The organism is Rhodoferax sp. ZS1R25 (assembly GCF_056521335.1).
This window is the reverse complement of record NZ_JBWMAZ010000002.1, coordinates 198,202-217,528: the sequence shown is the minus strand read 5'-3', so window position 1 is coordinate 217,528 and position 19,327 is coordinate 198,202. Positions and strand designations below refer to the sequence as shown.

The following is a 19,327-nucleotide window of genomic DNA, read 5'->3' as shown; positions in this document are numbered from 1 at the left end:
ATGTAAGCCAAGAATACCTTCGCGCTGTAGTGTCACCATCAGTGCTTATCCGTATATAAGTTAATCGTTATAACCTGTTTATCGTTACAAGCATCCGACTTTAGTCACTCAGGCACGCCCGCCCATCCCGGCCAATTCAATGCCCACCGCCGCAGCCAGCCTTGCATTGTTCAGCACCAGCTGGATGTTGGCCGCCAGGCTGTCACCACCGGTGATGTCACACACCCGGGCCAGCAGAAACGGCGTGGACTCTTTGCCACCAATGTTCTGGGCCTGTGCCTCAGCCAGTGCCTGCTCGATCGCCGCGTCAATTGCGGCCCGTGGCATGGCATAGGCCTCGGGGATGGGATTAGCAATGACCATGCCACCCTTGAGGGACATAGCCCACTTGACGTGTAAAGCACGCGCAATTGCTTGCGGGGTGTCCAGCCGGTAGTCCACCGAGAACGCGCTGTCGCGTGTAAAAAAGGCGGGCAGCGCATTGGTCTGGTAGCCCACTACCGGCACACCGTGGGTCTCCAGGTACTCCAGCGTCAGGCGCAAATCCAGAATCGACTTGGCACCTGCACACACCACGGCCACCGGCGTTTGCGCCAGCTCCTGCAGGTCGGCAGAGACATCAAAACTCTGTTGCGCACCGCGGTGCACGCCGCCAATGCCACCCGTGGCAAACAAGCGAATGCCCGCCATGGCCGCAATGATCATGGTGGAGGCCACCGTGGTGGCGCCGGTAGCGCCTGCGGCCACGATGAACGGCACATCGCGGCGGCTCACCTTCACCACATCACGCCCTGACTTGCCCAGCGCTTCAATCTCGGCGGCTGACAGGCCCGCCTTTAGGCGGCCGTTGACGATGGCAATGGTGGCGGGCACCGCACCGTGGTTGCGTACCTCTTGCTCCACTTGCAGCGCCGTGGCCACGTTTTGCGGGTACGGCATGCCGTGGGAAATGATCGTGGATTCGAGTGCCACAACGGGCTGGCCGGCATCCAGTGCGCGCTGCACTTCAGGGGCAATATCAAGGTAGGCGTTCAGTGTCATAAAAGGTCCAAAAAATAGCTCAGGCCGCCACAGCGGCCAATCGGCTCTGCACCACAGCGTGCGACAAGTCCAAGGCGTTGGCGAATGTACTGGAAAGGGTGATCTCGGCGCAGGCCATGGCGTATTCCACGCTGCGCGACAGGGACAGTCCTTGCGCATGGGCATGGACCAGCCCGGCCAGCAAAGCATCGCCCGCCCCGGTGGTATTGACCACGGGCACGGCGGATGCAGAGCGCACGCCGGTGCTGCCATCGGCATCGCACCACGCCACGCCCAAGGCGCCCAGGCTCAGCACCACACGCTGCACACCCAGGCCATGCAAGGCCAGCGCGGCACGCTGGGCATCCTCCACTGTATCAACCGCCATGCCACACAGGGCCTGCGCCTCCATGCGGTTGACCTTGAGCGTGTGCACCCGGTCCAGCACGGGCACCAAACGCTGGCACTTGGCAACCGACACGGCATCCACAAACACAGGTTGCGTCGCCTGCGCCAGCAGCCAAGCCAGCGTCGGTGCGCTTAGGTTGCAGTCCAGCACCAGCACATCGGTGTGCGCTGGCATGGCGGCTTCGGCAGCCAGCAGCGCAGGTGTCAGGCTTTCCAAAATCGCCATGTCGTTGACCGCCAACGCCATGTCCCCATCAGGGCCGTGCATGGACAGGTACGTGGCGGTGCGTTGCCCAGCCAGCGCGTTCACGCCGGACACATCCACCCCCACGCTGCGCGTGTGGGCCAGAATGTCGTGCCCAAAGGCGTCGTCTCCCACCACGGACACCAGCGCGACGGTACTGCCGAGGCGGGCCAGGTTCTCTGCAATGTTGCGGCCCACACCGCCCGGGGCGTAGTGGATGTGCCCAGGCGTGGAATCGCCCGGCAGTAAGGGGGTTTGGGTCTGGGCGCCCACGTCCATATTGGCACCGCCCACCACGGTGATGCGGGCGGCGGCGGGGTTGGTCATTTGCAGGGGCATTGGGGTCTATACGCCGAGGCTTATCGGTGGGCGGGAAATTCGGCGTCAAAATAGACGCTCTTTGTGTACAGAAAGTGCAACCGATGATACTTGTGGCTGGCTCTGCGAATCTGGACTTTGTGGTCCGGGCCCATCACATCCCAAGCCCGGGAGAAACGGTGCTGGGCCGCGATTTCAAAACCTTCCCCGGTGGCAAAGGCGCCAACCAGGCCGTGGCCAGCGCCCGCGCCGGCGCTGCCCCCACACACATGCTGGTGGGCCTGGGCGATGACGCATTTGCCGTACCGCTGGAAGCCTCGCTCAAAGGTGCTGGCGTACAACTGCACACCATCCGCACACCTGACAGCCCCACCGGCACCGCCTTCATCTGCGTGTCCGATGACGCCGAAAACGCCATTACCGTCGCCCCCGGCGCCAACGCCCAGCTGCGCCCCGAACACCTGCCTAGCCTGCAAGGTTTCACCCACCTCCTGCTGCAACTGGAAACACCGCTGGAAACGGTCACCGCCTATGCCAAGGCCGCCCGCGCCCGGGGCGTGACCGTGGTGCTGAATGCCGCCCCCGCACAGAGTTTGCCTGCAGAATTGTTGGACCATGCCGATGTGCTGGTGGTCAATGAAGGCGAGTTGGCCACCGTGTCGGGCCACAGCGGCAGCATTGCCGAATGCCTGGCGCACATCAACGTGCCCACCGTGGTCGTCACCTTGGGGCACCATGGCAGCTGCGCGCGCCAGCACGGTGCGTTCACGCTGCAAGGCGCATACCCCATCACGCCGGTGGACACCACCGGAGCCGGCGACACGTATTGCGGCAGCCTGGTGGCCGCCCTGAGCCAGGGCAAGGCCTTGCCCGACGCGCTGCAATTTGCCAGCGCCGCCAGCGCCATTGCCTGCACCCGCTGGGGCGCCCAGTCCAGCATTCCTGAGGCGACGGAGGTCACGGCCTTCATCGCCCAGCACCCCAAGACTTCCCCAGAAGCCGAGCAGGCACTGCGTGCCTTCTGCGGCCTGAGCTGATTTTTAAACCCGATTTTTTAACCGAGACGTTTGTATGAGCAACACCACCGCACGCAAAGTAATTTATGACACCGACCCCGGTGTGGACGACGCCATGGCGCTGTACTACGCGCTGGCCCATCCCGGCATTGACGTGGTCGGTATCACCACCACCTTTGGCAACGTGACGGTGGAGCAAGCGGCCATCAACGGCCTGTACCTGACTGAAATCGCCGGCAAAAAAATCCCCGTGACTCTGGGCGTGAAGACCCCCTGGCTGAAGGCCCCTGGCACCCCGCCCGACTTCATTCACGGTGGCGACGGGCTAGGCAACCTGCCCAGCCGCGTACCCACCACCAGCGTGCTGGACCCCCGCCCCTCCGCCCAGTTCATCGTGGACATGGCGCGTGCCCATCCCGGCGAGATCACCTTGGTGGCCGTGGGCCCCCTGGGCAATCTGGCGACCGCGCTGAAGCTGGAACCCAAGTTGCCCCAGCTGTTGCAAGAAGTCATCATCATGGGCGGCACGGTGACCGAGCCCGGCAACGTGTCCCCCGTAGCCGAAGCCAATATCTGGAACGACCCGCACTCAGCCGACTTTGTGTTCACCGCTGGCTGGAAGCTCACCATGGTGGGCCTGGACGTGACGCACCAGCTGATCCTGCCACTAGCCCTGTTCAAGAAGGTGGCAGACCACCACAAGCATGTGGCGACCGACGTGCTGCACCACGCCGTCAGCTTCTATGCCGACTTCTACAGCGGCCTGTACCCCCATGTGGCCAAGATCCATGGCTGCTTTGGGCACGACGTCCTGGCCTTTGTGGCGCTGACCAACCCCGAATTCTTCGAGATCCAGACCGGCCGTGTGCGCGTGACGCTGGACGGCCCCGGCAACGGCCAAACCATGATGCGCCGCAAGGACATCTTCTACCCCCAACCCGGCTGGGGCGATGACGTGCCCGACACCCACGCTTGCATGAACCTCAAGGTGGATGCGGCGCGCGACCTGATCGAATCGACTCTGATGTCGAACTGGCTGTAATTTCTCAACGCACTTAGACCCCTGCGAGGACCGCCATGCATTTACCCGTCGTTGACTTCACCAGCCCCACCGCTCCACAAGAGTTTTGCGAGAGCCTGCATGAGACAGGCTTTGGCGTGCTGAAGAACCACCCGCTGAACCAGGACCTGGTGGAAAGCATTTACGCCGAATGGCTGGAGTTCTTCAAATCCGACGCCAAAAAACAGTACCCCAACGACCCGGTCAAGCATGACGGGTACTTCTCGCCCAGCGTGTCCGAGACGGCCAAAAACAACACCAAAAAAGACCTCAAAGAGTTCTTCCATATCTACCCCTGGGGCCGTTACCCGGCCGAGGTGAGCGACAACGCCCAGCGCTACTACGCCCAGGGCGCCGCTCTGGCCGCCACACTGCTGGGCTGGGTGGAAGACAACTCCCCGCCCGAGGTCAAGGCGCGCTATTCGATGCCGCTTCCCAAAATGATTGAAGGCAGCGATCACACCCTGCTGCGCGTGCTGCACTACCCACCTCTGCAGGGCGATGAAGACCCCGGTGCCGTCCGCGCAGCGGCGCATGAGGACATCAACCTGCTGACCATCTTGCCCGCCGCGACCGAACCCGGCCTGCAGGTCAAGGGCAAGGACAACGCCTGGCACGACGTGCCTTGCGATTTTGGCTACCTGATCGTCAACATCGGCGACATGCTGCAGGAAGCCTCTGGCCACTATTACCCCAGCACTTCGCACCGCGTGCTCAACCCCAAGGGCGAAGGCGCCAAGAAGTCGCGCATCTCGCTGCCCCTTTTTCTGCACCCACGCCGCGAGGTGGTGCTGTCCGAGCGCTACACGGTGGAGAAGTATTTCAACGAGCGCATGGAAGAGCTGCGCGGCAAGAAGTACTGAACTGAGCACCGGCGGGGAAATACCTGCCTTTTCCCCGGCATATCGGCCGTCCAGCCGGGGCAGAGTCCGGTACCTTCGTGCGCACGCGCCATCTGCGCACAGGGAATCACCGTGGATATCAGCCAAATACTTAAGTCCAGCACTGCTGGCGTCAGTACCAGCGCCAACACCAGCACCCAAACCGCCGAGCAAAAGGCGGCCCAGGCTGCAGCCAAACTGAGCCTGGCATCCCAAGCTGCCACCAAGGCGGGCAGCCGCATCCAGTCGCAGCTGGACACCACCACCACACAGCTCTCGGCCTACGGCAAACTCATCTCCGCCGTGTCAGACGCGCAGCTGGCGGCCAAAAGCTTGAACGGCCTCACCGCTGCATCGCCAGCGGCCGATATCAAAGCCGCGGTGAACAAGCTGGTCAGCACTTTCAACACCGCCATCACCACCGGCAAAACCACGTCAGGCATTGCTGAATCGGGCAACGCCAAGCGGGTGAGCAACGACCTGGGCCGGGCCGTCACCTCCAACCCTGGCGTGCTGGATGCCTTGAAGAAAATTGGCTTTAAGCAGCAGACCGATGGCACCCTGACACTGGACGCCACCAAGTTCGACGCAGCACAGAAGGCAAACCCCGCCGCCGTTGAAGCCACGCTGGAGAAACTGAGCAGCCTGGTCGACAAGGTGGCCACCAAGGAACTGGCCGCTGGCAGCGCCGTGGCTGGCTCCATCGACGCACTCAACCAGCGCGCCACCCTGCTCAAAACTCAGAAGAACGCCATGGCCACGTTGATGCAACAGTTGGCCACCCAATCCTCCAGCAGCACCAGCTCGGGGTTTGGGGGGTATGGGGTGTCGGCGTACCAGTCGAATATCTAGTTGGCGAGCGCAGCTTTAGACCGGATTGGCTTCTAGCCCCCAAGGAATATGCGCGAGTAGCTTCTATTTTGATAGCAAATGGAGCGGAGAAACACTCAAAACATACGTCTTAAGTGGAGCTATGGGCCAGCAACGGTCGAAGCCGATCTCTTCTTCTGGGGTGCTCTTGTAGACTGCAATGCGGGGCGGACATCTGACAAGAGCACTCAACTGTGAAAGTAGACTGGCCTCATGGAATCTAACTCTGAGTTTCGCGAATACATCGAGAAAATCGCTGCAGAGGTCCGGGATGCCCGTAAAAACACTCCTCACCACAGGGTTCAGATATTTCTCAGATCAACTGCTGAAACTGGCAAATACGAATTTGTCGCAAAAAACACAGGTGAGCTTGATCTCTGGAACCTCTATTTCGATGAGTGCGAGATCCTAAGCGTCGACGACACGCACATGCCGACAAAAGCGACTGAATGGCCACCGGTAAAAATTGACTATCTTCCAGCTCATTCAGAGGCAAGTTTTTTTACGATTAGGCTGACTGAAAAGTTCCGCTACAGACCTCCCCGAAATCATCAATTGCAACTTGTGTATGCGGTTAAGCAAGATGGAAGCGTGCGTGGTAGTGCGCCAGCGGACCTGACCATCTATGCAGATGTCCCCATCGTACGATCAGAACAGATAAAGCATCCGAAATTCAATTCGGCAATCGACATTCCAGCGACAAATCGACTCTCAAGCTATCTCATTTCTTTGTTCAAGAAGATAAAGTGAACCATTCACTCCGATCAATGGATCGTAAACGTTACTACTAGTCGCTCTTGGCAAAGTTCGTATGCGACACAGTGCCCGCGCTCTTCAGACCAACCTTCGGGCTCAACTTTGGTATGCATATGAGTAAAGACTATTTCGGTGCATATTACCGAGGCGCTTTTGCAAAGCGTTAGCAACCCAATTGAGGGGCCCCTTGGAAGTAGGGAAAACTTCGCTACCAGCCCATGACGGATGCCCACTTTGGAGAACTACTTATCGCACAAAGGCCCGTCGACAATATGTTGCCAATGTCCGCTCTGACTCGGGCAAGGTAGCAATTGCTATGACGGCAGTCAGTCTGAAAGCGTCTTATTAGGGATAACAAATGGCGTTCCTTGCAATCAATAGAGCCGGGTATGACGACTTCAAGCGACTGGGACTTTCCAATGTTGCACTTTGGGTCACATCTGGTGTGCTCAATTCGGCGGAATTGGAGTCACTTCGAAAGCACACGGAGGTCACAGATTTTGCTTTTGAAATCAATCCTGCAGACTTCAAGTCCCTTGCTGGTGCAATCCAGACAATTCAGGAGCACCATCCAAACGAATCGGTTTGGGTGGGAATGTAGAGGGGAGAATGACCGACCGGTTTCAGTCTGAAGCCACCCTATTTATCAAATAGGCGTCTCTGAGAGATTGTGACGCGCCGCCCTGTCTTCCAGACGCTGCTGTTCCCGCATCAAGATCTTGCTGACCTTGCGCAGGTTCGTAATCTGGGCTTCGACCGCGGTGCGTTTTTCCGCCATCAAGCGGGCGCCTTGCGCGCAATCGATGCTTTTCGCGCGCATGGCGTTCAGGACGACCCAAATCTCTTGCAGTGAGAACCCCAGCGATTGGAGTTGTTGCAGCAAGGTGGCGTCTTTGACCGCTGACTCCGGGTAGTCGCGGTAATTGTTGGGGCCACGGCTTACGCCGACCAGTAGGCCTTCACGTTCGTAAAAGCGAAGTGCATGGCGCCCCAGCCCGGTTTTGCTTTCCAGCTCCGCAATACGCATGAATTTCCTCTTGACTGTAGACCCAACTCTACACATTAGCATGGCTGTTGGCACAACTTCATGACCCTACCGCTATGCATTTGCTGACTGAAAAGACCATCCCTATCCTGCAGCCTGCATCGGTTGTATTCGGCTATGTGTCCAACATGGAGAATTTTGGGGAATGGTTCCCCGGCGTGATCTCCATCGCATCGGCCAACGCCCTCGATCACGGACAGCAAGGTAAGGAATACCTTGAAACCGTGTCTGTGCCGCTCAGGGGAATGCGAAACGTCAAACTGGCGGTGCGAGAGGTGCGGGGCCACCAGTTTTTCGCCACAGAGGGGCGGTTTCCCCCGCTGATGCCTCGCATGGAAATCGAGCTGCGTGAAACAGGGCCCAGCTCCTGCGAGCTCACTTGGCGCATGTTCAGCAGAAGCAACAGCAGGATCGTCCAGGGCCTGTTGCTGCCGTTGGTTCGGCGGGTGATGGACAAACGCGCGTCCGTGGGCGTTGCGGCATTGAAGAAGCGGTTGGAAAATGGCGGGCCCTGACGCGATTACAAATCGCCCATGCTGCCAAATTGGCCAGCGGGATATCCATATAACCAAATCACATACCACCATAGCAAAAAAGTAGTTTTCAATCTAAGTCCACCCCTCTACAGTCCGTGCCTATGCATGATTTGGCGTTTGTATTTGCGGGCTTCTTTGTAGGCTTCGTGGTGGGGCTCACGGGGGTTGGCGGCGGTTCGCTGATGACGCCCATCCTGATCTTCTTCTTTGGCGTGAAGCCCTATATGGCCGTGGGGACCGACCTGCTGTTTGCGGCCTTCACCAAGATGGGGGGTACCGTCAAGCTGGCGCGCTCCAAGCATATTGACTGGCGCGTGGTGGCCAATCTGTCGGCCGGCAGCATTCCCGCAGCACTCATCACCCTCTACACCCTGCATACCTTGGGCGCCACCAGCACTGCGGTGCAGCACATCATGACTACCACGCTGGGCGGCGCGCTGTTGCTGACGGCCGCGGCCACGCTGTACAAGGCTTTGCGCGGCAAGGCGGCCCCGGTGTCCGTTGCCGCCGGCCAGGAAGCCGCTGCCGCCCGCCCCCGCCACTGGAGCCTTCCGCTGCTGTTCGGCGCGCTCATTGGCACGCTGGTTACACTCACCTCCGTCGGCGCGGGGGCCATTGGCGTCACGGTGTTGATGCTGCTGTACCCGCTGCTGCCCCTGCCGCGCATCGTGGCGGCGGACATTGCCTACGCAGTGCCGCTGACGCTGGTGGCCGGTTTGGGCCACGCTTCACTGGGTTCGGTGGACTGGCCCATGCTGGCCAAGCTGCTGGCGGGCTCGGTCCCCGGCATCTGGGTGGGTTCGCACCTGATGTTCAAAACGCCTGAGCGCGTCATTCGTTCTTTGCTTTCCATCCTTCTTGCCTATGCTGGCTTGAAACTCATTGCTTTGTGAAACCTTGCGGGACAGATCTTCAGCTCTGTCCTCAACTAACTATGTACCAATACACCGAATTTGACCGCCAGTTCGTCCGTGCCCGTGCTGCCCAGCACCGCGACCAACTGGAACGCAACCTGGTCGGCACGCTGAGCGACGACGAGTTCCGCCCCCTGCGCCTGCAAAACGGCTGGTACATCCAGCGCTATGCGCCCATGCTGCGCGTGGCCGTGCCGTACGGCGAGCTGTCCAGCGCCCAGCTGCGCGTGCTGGCCCGCATCGCCCGCGAGTTTGACCACCCCAGCAAAGAGGTGTTTGACACCGCCATTGGCGCCCAAGCCGCCTGGGGAACTACCCACCTGCCCGTGGGCTACGGCCACTTCACCACACGCCAAAACGTGCAGTTCAACTGGATTCCGCTGGCCAAGAGCGCCGACGTGATGGACCTGCTGGCCACCGTGAACATGCACGGCATCCAGACCAGCGGCAACTGCATCCGCAACATCACCAGCGACGAGCTGGCCGGCGTGGCACCCGACGAGATTGCCGACCCGCGCCCGTTTGCCGAAATCATGCGCCAGTGGAGCACGCTGCACCCTGAGTTCGCGTTTCTGCCACGCAAGTTCAAGATCGCCATCACCGGCGCCACGGCCGACCGCGCGGCCACCTACTGGCACGACGTGGGCCTGCACCTGAAGAAAAACGAAGCCGGCGAGCTGGGCTTCAAGGTGCTGGTGGGCGGTGGCATGGGCCGCACGCCCGTCATTGGCACCACCATCCGCGAATTCCTGCCTGCGCTGCAGATCATGAATTACCTGGAAGCCGTGGTACGCGTCTACAACCGCTGGGGCCGCCGCGACAACATGTACAAGGCGCGCATCAAGATCCTGGTGAAGGCCGAAGGCCAACGCTATATCGACGAGGTGGAAGCCGAGTACCAGCAGATCCTGACCGTGGACGGCGCGCCGCACACTATCACCCAGGCCGAGCTGGACCGCGTTGCAGCATCGTTTGTGCCGCCAGCCCTCGTGGAACGTGCGCCGGCAGCTACTAAAACTGTAGCAGTCCCACCCGAGCGCCAGAAGGATTACGACCGCTGGTTGCAGCAAAACGTGGCTGCGCACCAGAACCCTGCGCTACGCGCCGTGACCCTGAGCTTCAAGCGCCTGGGCCAGGCACCCGGTGATGCCGACGCCGACCAGCTGGACACCGCAGCCGCCCTGGCCGACGAATTCAGCGCTGGCGAAGTGCGCGTGACGCACGACCAAAACCTGCTGCTGCCTTGGGTGAACGCAGCCGACCTGCCCGCCCTGTGGGTGGCCGCCAGCCACGCCGGTTTGGCGCGCAGCAACATCCGCCTGCTGACCGACATGATTGCCTGCCCCGGTGGTGACTTCTGCGCGCTGGCGAATGCCCGTTCCATCCCGATTGCCGAGTCCATCACCGAGCGCTACCAGGACATGGACGAGCTGCACGACCTGGGCGAGATCGACCTGCACATCAGCGGCTGCATCAACAGCTGCGGCCACCACCACAGCGGCCACATCGGCATCTTGGGCGTGGATAAAGACGGCAAGGAGTGGTACCAGGTGTCGCTGGGCGGCTCTGACGGTTCCACGCTGAGTGGCGCTGCCGTGCCCGGCAAAGTGGTCGGCCCCTCCTTTGGTGCGGGCGAAGTCCCCGGTGTCATCGAAGCCCTGCTGGACGCCTTCCGCCTGAACCGCCAAGGCCGCGAGACCTTCATCGACTGCGTGAAGCGCGTGGGCTTTGACACCTTCAAGGCCGCCGCCAACAGCGCCCGCCTGGCCGACAAACACGAAGAGCTGCACGCCCTGCCCAAGTCGTCTGGCTACGCCAAAGACGCGCAAGAAGCCTGAGCCCCGACCGCAGAAAGAGAGATTTACTATGAAATTGATAGCTGCTTCCGCACATTCCACCGGGGCTACGGCCGAAAACAGCCAAAACGTGTTGACTATTGCCAACACCGAAGACCCGCGCAGCGTGTCGCTGGCCGGTGTGACGCGCATCGACCTGCATTTTCCCAAGTTCACCGATGGCCGCGCCTACAGCCAGGCCTTCCTGCTGCGCCGCCGCCTGGGTTTTACCGGCGAAATCCGCGCCACCGGCGACGTGCTGATTGACCAATTGGTGCAGATGGAACGCACGGGTTTTGACGTGGCCGTGCTGCGCGAAGACCAAAACGTGGACTTTGCCCAACGCCAGTTTGACCGCTACTGCGGCTTCTACCAGGGCGACGCGGTCACCGTGAAGCCCGTCTTCGCCCGTGAAGGAGCCACCGCATGAGCGACACCGATTCGGTTTCCAGCCTCAGCAATCGCTTTGCCGTGCAGGCCCAGCCCGCCGGCAGCGCCGTGACGCGCAATGCCGCAGCGTCTGGCGACTACATCATCAAACTGGCCGAAGCCCAGGCTGTGCTGGCCCAGGCTGCCGCGCAGTTCGCCGGTGAAGACGGTGGTCCGGCCAAGGTCACCCAGGCCTCCAGCCTGGGCGCCGAAGACGTGGTCATCAGCCACCTGATCAACAGCCTGAAGCTGGACATTGGCATCTTTGTGCTGGAAACCGGCCGCCTGCACCCCGAAACACTGGACCTGCTGGAGCGCTTCAAGGCGTCCAGCCGCGCTGCGGTGACCGTGTACACGCCGGTGCAAGAGTCGGTCATCCACTTTGTGGACCGCGAAGGCAAAGACGCGATGTACAAAAGCATTGAGCTGCGCAAGGCCTGCTGTGGCATCCGTAAGATGGAGCCGCTGGACCGCGCCCTGAAAGGCAAGGACGCCTGGATCACGGGCCTGCGCCGCGAGCAAAGCGGTGCGCGCGCCGAGGTGCCCTTGGTAGACACCAGCGAGAAGCGCACCAAGATCAACCCCCTGGCCAACTGGACCTGGGGCGACGTGTGGCACTACATCCAGGCCAACAAACTGGACTACAACCCGCTGCACGACCAGTTTTTCCCCAGCATTGGCTGCGAGCCCTGCACCCGCGCCATCAGCCTGGGCGAGGATTTCCGATCGGGCCGCTGGTGGTGGGAAGATGAAAATGCCAAAGAGTGCGGACTGCACGTGAAACATGAAGAAGTAGCCAAAGCATGAATGCCATGACCGAACCAACACACTTTGAACGACTCTCCAACCAGCACCTGGATGCGCTGGAAGAAGAGACGATCTTCATCCTGCGCGAAGTGGCGGCCGCCTTTGAGCGCCCCACCCTTCTGTTCTCGGGCGGCAAGGACTCGCTGGTCATGCTCAAGTGCGCCGAAAAAGCCTTTGGCGTGGGCCGTATTCCCTATCCGCTGCTGATGATCGACACCGGCCACAACTTCCACGAAGTGACCGACTTCCGCGACTTCCGCGCCAAGGAACTGGGCGCAGAACTCATCGTGCGCAGCGTGGAGGACTCCATGGCCCGTGGCACCGTGCGCCTGGCCCACCCCGGCGAGAGCCGCAATGTGCACCAGTCGGTCACGCTGTTGGAGGCGATCGACGAATTCCGCTTTGACGCGCTGATCGGCGGCGCCCGCCGTGACGAAGAAAAAGCCCGCGCCAAGGAACGCATCTTTTCGCACCGCGACAGCTTCGGCCAATGGCAGCCCAAGGCCCAGCGCCCCGAGCTGTGGACGCTGTTCAACACCCGCCTGCAACCCGGCGAACACTTCCGCGTGTTCCCGATCAGCAACTGGACCGAGCTGGACGTCTGGCAATACATCGAGCGCGAAAAAATCGCGCTGCCTTCGCTTTACTACACGCACAAGCGCGACGTGGTCGAACGCAAGGGCCTGCTAGTGCCCATCACCGACCTGACACCCGCCAAGGATGGCGAAACGATTGAGAGCCGCGACGTGCGCTTCCGCACCGTGGGCGACATCACCTGCACCTGCCCCGTGGAAAGCACGGCGGCTACGGCGGCAGACATCGTGATCGAAACCCTGGCCGCCGACGTGAGCGAACGCGGCGCTACCCGCATGGACGACAAAACTTCTGAGGCTTCCATGGAGAAGCGCAAGAAAGACGGATACTTCTGATGACTGCTACTGTTTCTATAGCTACTCCCACACATTCTACGCGGGCTAGCGGCACAAATGACACTTCATCTGCCCTACGCTTCATCACCTGCGGCAGTGTGGACGACGGCAAGAGCACGCTGATTGGCCGCCTGCTGGTGGACAGCCGATCGGTGCTGCAAGACCAACTGGCCAACGTCTCCAAGAGCGGTGAAGCCGACCTGGCGCTGTTCACCGACGGCCTCTCTGCCGAGCGCGAGCAAGGCATCACCATCGACGTGGCTTACCGCTACTTCGCCACACCCGCGCGCAAATTCATCATCGGTGACGCACCCGGTCACGAGCAGTACACCCGCAATATGGTCACCGCCGCTAGCAGTGCCCACGCTGCCGTGGTGCTGGTGGACGCGACCAAGCTGAAGTGGAATGTGGACGGCCTGGTGGACCTGCTGCCCCAGACCCGCCGCCACAGCCTGCTGGTGAACCTGCTGCGCGTGCCCGGCATCATCTTCGCGGTGAACAAACTCGATGCGCTGGGCGACGACGCGGCCAAGGCCTTTGCCAAGATCACCGAGGCGCTGCACGCCTTTGCCGCGCAAGCTGGCATTGCCGTCACCGCCACCATTCCCATGTCGGCCCTCAAAGGCCACAACGTGGTGACCGCCAACCCCGGCTGGTGCGGCTACAGCGGCCCCAGTTTGCTAAGCCTGCTGGAAACCCTGCCGGTGACGGCAGCCGAAACCGACGTGCCCTTCGCCTTCCCCGTGCAGTGGGTCGAAAAGTTTCACGACTCGGCTGACACCAGCAAGGGCCGCCGCGTGTTCTGGGGCCGTGTGGCCACGGGCACCGTGCAGCCTGGCGACACCGTCTCCATCCTGCCCAGCGGCAAGACCGCCGTAGTGGCCCAGGTGCTGAACCACGCCCGCGTGCCCAAGAACGTGGGCGCCGGCCACGGCGCCGGCCTGGTGCTGGACCGCGAGGTGGACGTGTCGCGCGGCGACTGGATTCTGGCCTCCAACGACGCCCCCAGCCACTTCGAGACCACGCGCGAGATCAAGGCCACCGTGGCCTGGATGGACGACGAACCCCTGGTCGCCGGCCGCGTCTACCTGGCGCTGCATGGTCACCGCTGGATCAAGGCCAAGGTCAAGCGCATCGTGCACAGCCTGGACATCAACACCCTGCAAGAGCACGATGCGAAAGAGATCCTTCCCAACGCCATTGGCCACATTGAAGTGTCTCTGCAAGAGCCGATTGCGGCACTGCCGTACCTGCAAAGCCGGGTGCTGGGATCGTTGATTTTGGTGGACACGGCCAGCCATAAGACATCCGGCGCGCTACTGCTGAATTGACCGGCCGAACGAGCGCGTTTCAAAACCCAATAAAATCAAGGGCTTGGCGTTTAGGCGCCACACTCTTACTTACCTGTCTCAAGACCCAACATGACACACATCGTCACCGAAGCCTGTATCAAGTGCAAATACACCGACTGCGTGGACGTGTGCCCCGTGGACTGCTTCCGCGAAGGCCCCAACTTTCTGACCATCGACCCCGATGAGTGCATCGATTGCGCCGTCTGCATTCCCGAATGCCCGGTCAACGCCATCTACGCCGAAGAAGACGCGCCCAAAGACCAGCAGCACATGATCCAGCTCAACGCCGACCTGGCCAAGCTGCCAGGCTGGAAGAGCATCACCAAGCGCAAAGCGCCCCTGGACGACGCCGACGACTGGAAAGACAAGACCGGCAAGCTGTCTGAACTGATCCGCTAACGCGGCCCACGGCATGGCTGCACCCCTCATTGAAGCCGATGCCGTTGTAATAGGCGCAGGCCCTGTGGGCCTGTTCCAGGTCTTCCAGCTCGGCCTGCTGGAGGTGCAAACCCATGTGATCGACGCCCTGCCCTACGCGGGCGGCCAGTGTGTCGAGCTGTACGCCGACAAACCCATTTACGACATCCCAGCCGTACCGGTCACCACCGGCCGCGGCCTGACCGACAGCCTGCGGCAGCAAATCGCCCCGTTTGGCGCGCAGATGCATTTCAGCCAGCAGGTCGCCTCGGTCCAGCGCCAGGACGACGGCCGCATCCACCTCACCACCACGGGTGGCCAGGCCTTTCTGACCAAAGCCCTGTTCATCGCTTCGGGCGTGGGCGCCTTTGTGGCGCGCAGCCTGCATGTGGACGGCATTGCCGCGTTTGAAGGCAGCCAGCTGCACTACCGCACACCGCCCGTGGCCAGCCTGGCCAAGCGCCATGTGGTCATCCACGGCGGTGGCGATGCCGCACTGGAGTGCGCGCTGCAGGTGCTGGCCCCGGACAACACCCACCGCCCCGCCTCGGTCACGCTGGTGCACCGGCGCGACGTATTCGTGGGCGAGGCCGACACCGTGGCCCGTGTGCAGGCCCTGCGTGCCAGTGGCGCGCTGCGCTTTGTAGCGGCGCAAATTACCGGTTTTGAGGCCCCCAACGGCACACTCAAGGCCCTGCAGATTCTGGATGCCGAAGGCCACAGCCGCGCCCTGCCCGCCGATCAGGTGCTGACTTTCCTGGGCGTGTCGCCCAAGATGGGGCCGATTGCCGATTGGGGCCTGGCCATGGAGCGCAAGCAGCTGGCCGTAAACACGGAAGACTTTGGCACCAATGTGCCGGGCATCTTTGCCGTGGGTGATATCAACACCTACCCCGGCAAGAAGAAACTCATTCTGTGCGGCTTCCACGAAGCCACGCTGGCGGCTTATGGCGCCATGCCTTTCATCTTCCCCGAGAAAAAAGTCATGCTGCAGTACACCACCACCAGCCCGCGCCTACATGCGCTGCTGGGCGTGCAGACGCCGCAAAAAAATGCGTGACTTTTTTCAAAAAGACAGGCGCATTCCAAATCACCCAAAAAATCACGCTATAATTCGAGGCTTCATTCCTCAATAGCTCAGTTGGTAGAGCGCCGGACTGTTAATCCGTAGGTCCCTGGTTCGAGCCCAGGTTGAGGAGCCAGAACAACCCGCAAGGGTGCAAGAAACCCTGCTACTTTTTCAGTAGCGGGGTTTTTTCTTTGTCCGCCACAATGCGCTTCTATGAAAGCCGCTGCATGAAAGACCATTACGCAGCCCTGGGGCTCAACAGCGCGGCCACGCTGTCCGATATCAAGAAGGCCTTCCGCCAAAAGGCCGCGCTGTACCACCCCGACCGCAACCCGGCTGCCGACGCAGCCCAGCGTTTTCGGGAAGTACAAGAGGCGTATGAGGTGTTGTCCGACGATGACAAACGCCAAGCCTATGACGACAACCGGCGCCGGGGCCTGCTGGACAGCCCGATTGAGACCGCACGCGAGATCTGGAACGCCTATTTCGGCCGCATTCTTTGAGTTAGACCACCCATGAGCATTTCCCCGTTTTTCCAACACCTGCGCAGCGCCTATGAGGCAGAGATCGACGACCTGGCCTCGGACTCCGAAGGCACGCATGTTCTGCCCAAGAAACTGGCCGAGCGCCGCAAGGAACTGGGTTTTTTGCTCAGCATGCTGGAGCTCAGCCCCGAGATGGTGGCCGTGGTGTTCCACCAGGCCTTCCGCTTCAAGTCGCCCGCGGCATTGAACGATTTGCTCTCGCACGAATCAGAAGAACTGCCCGCGTGGGACAGCCTGAGTGATTCCATCGAGATTTCACCCTGGGCCCGCCCGCTGGCAGAGCAGGTGCTGAAGCAGCCCGCCGGCCCCTGGTTCATGTGTGTGGCCGCCGCACTGGAATACATGTACGCCCGCCCGGACAGCCGCCCTACCGCCGCAAATGACGGCGACGACGAGGAAGAGGACCGCGACGCGGAAGACGGCGGCCACGACGGCCTGGACGAAGACGAGCGCGAAGCCCGTGTGAGCGAAGAAGAAGGCGCCGCCTGGATGGTTGAGCAAGGCTTTGACCACAAAGACTGATTGAGCTGAGAACACGATGTCCCAACTTGCCCTGATTGAAAAGACCCAAGCCCTCATCGCCGCTGGCGACATCGTGGGCGCTGAATCCGTGTTGACCGAGCTGGCCGACACCGAGGGCGATGGCGCCCTGATGGTGGTGCTGCAGCAGCTGCCCCCCAAAGACATTCTGGCCGTGATCCGCGAGTACGACGACTCCAAAGAGTCCATCGTCAACCTGCTGATCACACCGCAGCAGTTTGCCCATGCGGTGGTCATTGAAAAGCAATACAAGGACCTGACCCGCACCCACCTGCGCGGCATGATGAATTCGGTCATCTTCCGCGATGACGCGGCCGATGCCATCGAGTTCCTGACCGCGATTGGCGACCTCGAAGGTGGCAGTGAAGCCCTGGCTGACTACTTCACCGAAAAGTGGAGCCGTGTGGAGGCCTTTGCCCGCACCGGCACCTTTGACACGGTGGAAGACGATGGCGAAATGCTGTCCGAGCAGGCCCTGCTGCAGTCCGCCTACGTGCGCCCACGTGTGGAGCTAGACGAGGTGGCCGACCAGGACTGGATGCAGCTGGCCTGGCTGCTGCGCCACGAAATCCCCGACCTCTTCATTGAAATGCTCATCGTGCTGCGGGCCAAGGCGCGTGCGCACGACATGGGCCTGGACGACGAGGAAGAAGCCGAGGAGGACGACGGCAAGGTAGAAACCGGCGACACCGACCGCGGCAAGGCCACCCCGGCCGCACGCGAAGACGACGAAGAAGCCGCCATCTGACCATGTCTGCGCAGCCGCAAGCCGTCTCCCTGTATGACGCCCGCCCCTTCTTTGAGAAGGCGCTGGCGTTTGGCGTGCAGCACGGCTTGATTGACCAGGCCAAGCTGGACGCCATCTGCACCGATGCACCCAAGGGCATGGTGCAGATTGCGCGCTACTTTGGCACCGAATTTTTGCGCCCTGAGCTGGAGCAGGCCAAGGACCGCATGGTCAATCTGGTGAGCCTGTACCTGGAGCACAGCAGCGGCGGTGATCTGCACCACGCCGCAGAGTCCCTGCGGGACCACAGCTTTCTGTCGCGCTCCAAGGGCGGCTCCGACATGCTCAAGGCACTGATTGCGATGCCGCAGAGCACGCACTTTGGTATGAACGAGCGCAGCGGCTTCCGCGACGAACACATCCCGTTGCTGGCCAAATGGGCGCTGCGCAGCCTGCCCGACTACCAGGCCGAGCTGGCCACACGCAGCCGTGTCGCCGCCGTGGTGGACGCCGCCCTGTGGTTAGCCCAACAACTGGGCGTGGATGACGAAGCGCTGGAAGAAGCCGGCAAGGACGCCGAGGCCGTGATTCGCACGGCCCTGCTGACGCTGGCACTCAAACGCACCGACATGCCCGACTGGGTGCTGTTTGAAAAAATGGTGCAGGCCCTGCGCAAAAAATTCGCCACACAGACCGACAAATTCAACATCCCACTGCCCAAGGGCCTGCCCGACGAATACGCAGAGGCCGTAGAGGCCGTGCGCCAGTCCTTGTTGCAGGATGCGCCGAAGTGGCTGGAATCCACCGTGCCCGCACGCAAGCTGTTTGACCAGACGCCTGCCTTCATGGGCCGCTATTTCTGGCTGGAAGACGCGCTGGCCGAGGTCGACCACTTTGCCCGCACCACCAGCAAAGCGTGGGACAAGGCCACGGGTGGCAATGACGACGAAAGCTCGTTGCTCACCTTGTTCCTCTGCATGGCAGCAGGCAGTACGCCCAAGACCCTGTTGACCGAAAAGGCCGCGGCCACGCTGGTGCGCAAGATCCGCAAATCGGGGCTGAAGCCGGCGCTGGTCGGCGCATTCATCGCGGAGCACGCGCCTGCCCAGCACCAGGAAGATTACGCCAGCTTGTGGGACAACTTCATCGAAGACGCGCTGCCCACGCTGCAAAGCGACCACGACCACACCTTCAACGATGCGGTGGCGCTGCTGCGCCGGGAATGCAATATCGGGGCTTGAAACCCTCGCACGTGGCCCGCGACGTTATTGGGTCGCCAAGTCGAAAATCTTGGCCATGGGCACCCACTTTTCACCCGCGGGTGTCCACGGTGTAGGGGCCTGGTAAGTCCACATCAGTGCCTCCCAGCGCACGATGGCCGGGTTGTTCAGCGAGGCCTGGGCCATGCCCTCGGCGCTGTAGACCGCAGGGTCCACCTCCATCACCATGAACAGGCGCGTGCCCAGGCGGTAAATCTCCATGCCCAACACGCCCTGGGTACGCAGGTGCTCACGCACCTCGGGCCAAATTTTCTCGTGGGCTTTTTCGTAGTCGGCAATGCGCTGGGCATCGTCCACCAAATCCAGGGCTAGGGCGTAACGCATAGGGT

Annotated in this window: 23 protein-coding genes and 1 tRNA gene; 20 read left to right on the top strand and 4 right to left on the bottom strand. The window is 61.5% G+C overall.

Features of this window, described 5'->3' with window-relative positions:
• Positions 1-108: 108 nt before the first annotated feature.
• Together AC097R_RS11900 and AC097R_RS11895 are read right to left on the bottom strand one after the other, a co-directional pair.
• Entirely contained in the window at positions 109-1,035 is a 927-nt protein-coding gene (locus AC097R_RS11900) for a pseudouridine-5'-phosphate glycosidase (protein WP_479599540.1), read from the bottom strand.
• Between the two features lie 25 nt (positions 1,036-1,060).
• Complete coding sequence (locus AC097R_RS11895; protein WP_479598322.1) at positions 1,061-1,999, bottom strand: PfkB family carbohydrate kinase; 939 nt, start codon at positions 1,997-1,999, stop codon at positions 1,061-1,063.
• A gap of 95 nt (positions 2,000-2,094) precedes the next feature.
• On the opposite strand from AC097R_RS11895, the gene AC097R_RS11890 reads away from it, so the two are divergent.
• The 6 genes from AC097R_RS11890 to AC097R_RS11865 all read left to right on the top strand — a co-directional run bounded on the left by AC097R_RS11890 (position 2,095) and on the right by AC097R_RS11865 (position 7,174).
• Complete coding sequence (locus AC097R_RS11890) at positions 2,095-3,027, top strand: ribokinase (RefSeq protein WP_479598321.1); 933 nt, start codon at positions 2,095-2,097, stop codon at positions 3,025-3,027.
• A 34-nt stretch (positions 3,028-3,061) separates the two neighbouring features.
• Complete coding sequence (locus tag AC097R_RS11885) at positions 3,062-4,048, top strand: nucleoside hydrolase (RefSeq protein WP_479598320.1); 987 nt, start codon at positions 3,062-3,064, stop codon at positions 4,046-4,048.
• A gap of 35 nt (positions 4,049-4,083) precedes the next feature.
• Positions 4,084-4,929, top strand: coding sequence for a 2OG-Fe(II) oxygenase family protein (locus AC097R_RS11880; RefSeq protein ID WP_479598319.1), 846 nt, complete (start codon positions 4,084-4,086; stop codon positions 4,927-4,929).
• 111 nt (positions 4,930-5,040) lie between these two features.
• Positions 5,041-5,799, top strand: coding sequence for a flagellar filament capping protein FliD (gene fliD, locus AC097R_RS11875; RefSeq protein ID WP_479598318.1), 759 nt, complete (start codon positions 5,041-5,043; stop codon positions 5,797-5,799).
• 231 nt (positions 5,800-6,030) lie between these two features.
• Positions 6,031-6,567 carry a hypothetical protein gene (locus AC097R_RS11870; RefSeq protein ID WP_479598317.1) on the top strand — a complete coding sequence of 179 codons (537 nt, stop codon included), beginning with the start codon at positions 6,031-6,033 and terminating at the stop codon, positions 6,565-6,567.
• Positions 6,568-6,931: 364 nt separating this feature from the next.
• On the top strand, positions 6,932-7,174 hold the full coding sequence (locus AC097R_RS11865) for a hypothetical protein (RefSeq protein WP_479598316.1): 243 nt from the start codon (positions 6,932-6,934) through the stop codon (positions 7,172-7,174).
• Between the two features lie 45 nt (positions 7,175-7,219).
• Here the strand turns inward: AC097R_RS11865 and AC097R_RS11860 are convergent, their stop codons facing one another.
• Positions 7,220-7,600, bottom strand: a complete 381-nt coding sequence (locus tag AC097R_RS11860) for a MerR family transcriptional regulator (RefSeq protein ID WP_479598315.1) — start codon at positions 7,598-7,600, stop codon at positions 7,220-7,222.
• A 74-nt stretch (positions 7,601-7,674) separates the two neighbouring features.
• Here AC097R_RS11860 and AC097R_RS11855 point away from each other — a divergent pair, with 74 nt between their 5' ends.
• The 14 genes from AC097R_RS11855 (at position 7,675) to AC097R_RS11790 (ending at position 18,959) form a co-directional block, all read left to right on the top strand.
• Positions 7,675-8,133, top strand: coding sequence for an SRPBCC family protein (locus AC097R_RS11855; RefSeq protein ID WP_479598314.1), 459 nt, complete (start codon positions 7,675-7,677; stop codon positions 8,131-8,133).
• 122 nt (positions 8,134-8,255) lie between these two features.
• The gene (locus AC097R_RS11850) at positions 8,256-9,047 is read left to right on the top strand and encodes a sulfite exporter TauE/SafE family protein (protein WP_479598313.1); all 792 of its coding nucleotides are present in this window, start codon (positions 8,256-8,258) and stop codon (positions 9,045-9,047) included.
• 41 nt (positions 9,048-9,088) lie between these two features.
• Positions 9,089-10,906 (top strand): nitrite/sulfite reductase, encoded by a 1,818-nt coding sequence (locus AC097R_RS11845; RefSeq protein WP_479598312.1) that lies wholly within the window; start codon positions 9,089-9,091, stop codon positions 10,904-10,906.
• Between the two features lie 28 nt (positions 10,907-10,934).
• Entirely contained in the window at positions 10,935-11,333 is a 399-nt protein-coding gene (locus AC097R_RS11840; RefSeq protein WP_479598311.1) for a DUF934 domain-containing protein, read from the top strand.
• Entirely contained in the window at positions 11,330-12,139 is an 810-nt protein-coding gene (locus tag AC097R_RS11835; protein ID WP_479598310.1) for a phosphoadenylyl-sulfate reductase, read from the top strand. Before AC097R_RS11840 ends, AC097R_RS11835 begins: the two co-directional genes overlap by 4 nt.
• Positions 12,136-13,068, top strand: a complete 933-nt coding sequence (gene cysD / locus AC097R_RS11830) for a sulfate adenylyltransferase subunit CysD (RefSeq protein WP_479598309.1) — start codon at positions 12,136-12,138, stop codon at positions 13,066-13,068. The genes AC097R_RS11835 and cysD overlap by 4 nt, the downstream gene beginning before the upstream one ends.
• Positions 13,068-14,399, top strand: coding sequence for a sulfate adenylyltransferase subunit 1 (locus tag AC097R_RS11825; RefSeq protein ID WP_479598308.1), 1,332 nt, complete (start codon positions 13,068-13,070; stop codon positions 14,397-14,399). Before cysD ends, AC097R_RS11825 begins: the two co-directional genes overlap by 1 nt.
• 90 nt (positions 14,400-14,489) lie before the next feature.
• The gene (gene fdxA, locus AC097R_RS11820; RefSeq protein WP_310338962.1) at positions 14,490-14,819 is read left to right on the top strand and encodes a ferredoxin FdxA; all 330 of its coding nucleotides are present in this window, start codon (positions 14,490-14,492) and stop codon (positions 14,817-14,819) included.
• A gap of 13 nt (positions 14,820-14,832) precedes the next feature.
• Complete coding sequence (locus tag AC097R_RS11815) at positions 14,833-15,897, top strand: NAD(P)/FAD-dependent oxidoreductase (protein ID WP_479598307.1); 1,065 nt, start codon at positions 14,833-14,835, stop codon at positions 15,895-15,897.
• Positions 15,898-15,963: 66 nt separating this feature from the next.
• Positions 15,964-16,039, top strand: a tRNA-Asn gene (locus tag AC097R_RS11810).
• Between the two features lie 94 nt (positions 16,040-16,133).
• On the top strand, positions 16,134-16,409 hold the full coding sequence (locus AC097R_RS11805; protein ID WP_477887691.1) for a DnaJ domain-containing protein: 276 nt from the start codon (positions 16,134-16,136) through the stop codon (positions 16,407-16,409).
• 12 nt (positions 16,410-16,421) lie between these two features.
• Positions 16,422-16,973 (top strand): hypothetical protein, encoded by a 552-nt coding sequence (locus AC097R_RS11800; RefSeq protein ID WP_479598306.1) that lies wholly within the window; start codon positions 16,422-16,424, stop codon positions 16,971-16,973.
• Between the two features lie 16 nt (positions 16,974-16,989).
• Complete coding sequence (locus AC097R_RS11795; protein WP_479598305.1) at positions 16,990-17,739, top strand: hypothetical protein; 750 nt, start codon at positions 16,990-16,992, stop codon at positions 17,737-17,739.
• A 2-nt stretch (positions 17,740-17,741) separates the two neighbouring features.
• A complete protein-coding gene (locus tag AC097R_RS11790) occupies positions 17,742-18,959 on the top strand; it encodes a hypothetical protein (RefSeq protein ID WP_479598304.1) in 1,218 nt (405 codons plus the stop codon).
• 24 nt (positions 18,960-18,983) lie between these two features.
• Here AC097R_RS11790 and AC097R_RS11785 read toward each other — a convergent pair whose 3' ends face one another.
• Positions 18,984-19,322 (bottom strand): L-rhamnose mutarotase, encoded by a 339-nt coding sequence (locus tag AC097R_RS11785; RefSeq protein WP_479598303.1) that lies wholly within the window; start codon positions 19,320-19,322, stop codon positions 18,984-18,986.
• Positions 19,323-19,327 lie beyond the last annotated feature (5 nt).